The organism is Collinsella sp. TF05-9AC (genome assembly GCF_003438495.1).
In the GTDB taxonomy this organism is placed as follows: Bacteria; Actinomycetota; Coriobacteriia; order Coriobacteriales; family Coriobacteriaceae; genus Collinsella.
On sequence record NZ_QSSH01000063.1, the window covers coordinates 1 to 1928 of the forward strand.

1 protein-coding gene is annotated in these 1928 nt (G+C 55.2%); it reads left to right on the forward strand.

What is annotated here, in order from left to right; all coding sequences use genetic code 11:
• The first annotated feature begins 201 nt into the window (after window positions 1–201).
• On the forward strand, window positions 202–1326 hold the full coding sequence (locus tag DXC52_RS09835; protein WP_117747102.1) for an aminotransferase: 1125 nt from the start codon (window positions 202–204) through the stop codon (window positions 1324–1326).
• The last annotated feature ends 602 nt before the right edge of the window (window positions 1327–1928 follow it).

Genomic DNA, 1928 nt, shown 5'->3' on the forward strand with positions numbered 1-1928 from the left:
CCGCGGCGGCCCGCGCTGCATGAGCATGCCCTTCTGGCGCGAGGACCTCTAAGGTCTTTCAGGACCCGTACAGGTCATAATACATACATCTAGCTGCCATTAGATGTCTCCCATTGGGGCGGTGCGGGTTTTCGCACCGCCCCAATCTTGTATGAGGGACGTCAACACGATTGGATGACTGCTTTTGTAAGGAGCTTGGCCATGGACATCAAGACGATTGGCGTTGAGGAATGGCTCAACGTTTGGGAGAAAAGTGCCACGTGGGACATCGCCCAGTCGACGATCTCGTCGCTCACCATGGGCGAGCTGCGCGCGCTCGATGAGCAGGACGGCGCCACGTTCTACGAGCGCTTGGACCGCGAGAAGATGAACTACGGCTGGATCGAGGGCTCGCCGGAGTTTAAGGCCGTGGTTGCCAAGCTGTATCGTCGGGAGGTCAATCCCGACCACATTCTGCAGACCAATGGCTGCACGGGTGCGAACCTCAACGCCATCATGGCCGTGGTCGAGCCCGGCGACCACGTTATCGCCGAGTGGCCCACCTACGCGCCGCTCTACGAGATTCCGCGCACGCTGGGCGCCGAGGTCGAGTATTGGGAGCTTTGCGAGGAACTCGGCTGGAAGCCCGATATCGAGGAACTCAAGCGCTTGGTGCGCCCCAACACCAAGCTTATCTGCATAAACAACGCATCGAACCCCATCGGTACGGTGCTCGATACCGATATGCTCGGCCAGATTGCCGAGATCGCCCGTTCGGTGGGCGCCTACGTGCTGTGCGACGAGGTGTATCTGCCGCTCGAAAACACTGAGTCCTTTATGTCGATGGTCGACGTGTACGAGAGGGCCATTGTCACCAACTCGTTGTCGAAGACCTATTCGACGCCTGCGGCCCGCGTGGGCTGGGTCGTGGCCGACGAAGAGGTGTCCAACCGCATCCGTACCTATCGCGATTACACCATGATCTGCGGCGGCGTGTTCAACGATGCTCTGGCGACCTATGTGCTTGAGCACAAGGATAAGATTCTCGAGCGCAATCGCAAGATCGTGTTTGGCAACCGCGATATCGCGCAGGCTTGGATCGATACGCAGCATCGCGTTTCCTGGACGGCCCCGCAGGGCGTGTCCACCTCGTTTATCCAGCTGGATATTCCCGAGGATGACGAGGAGTTCTGCAGGCGCCTGCTGTCCGAGAGGGGAGTGCTGCTGGTCCCCGGTAGCCGTTTTGAGCTTCCCTGCGGCGCACGCCTGGGCTACTGCGCGAGCGAGGACGTTCTGCGCGAGGGCCTGAGGCTTTTGGGCGAGGCACTGGCGGAGTTCAATCGCTAGGATTCCGATGGTCTTCGGGGGCCTTATCCAAATTAGCCGAAGATAATCGAAAACGGACCCGTTTCCCTAGGGGAAGCGGGTCCGTTTTTCTATACCGAGAAGTCAAGTTGTTACAAATGGGGCCGTAAAGCGAGGCGGTATCCGCTGGGCCTTATACTGAGTTTCCGGTGAACGGTATCAAGCGTCTGGTAAACGGTAATTTATTTATCAGAAATGAATAGGACAAACTTTTTTCTGAATAAAAATGAAAATGGTTGAGACGCGGTGTGAACCGCTAATTCTATTCATAGCTTTATTGGAAATATGCAATTTGAGGATGGTTTAACAAAGTTTAGTTCCATTTGATTTTAGGATTAAAACGCGTTTAAGCACGTAAATACGCTTTATTAAGATGAAGTGTGCCATGCGTGAAGTATATGTGTATGCCGTTCACCCCCTATAAAAAACCGTTCGGGGGCAAGGTGGAAGTATGAGCTGATTTTGGATATAAATATGTCGTCAGCAATAACGCCTCACACGGAGGGGCGCTAACGAATCGGCCCTGACAAGGGCCCGAAAGAAAGGTAGGAGGCCATGACGAAAGGTCTGCACGTGCCTTCCGA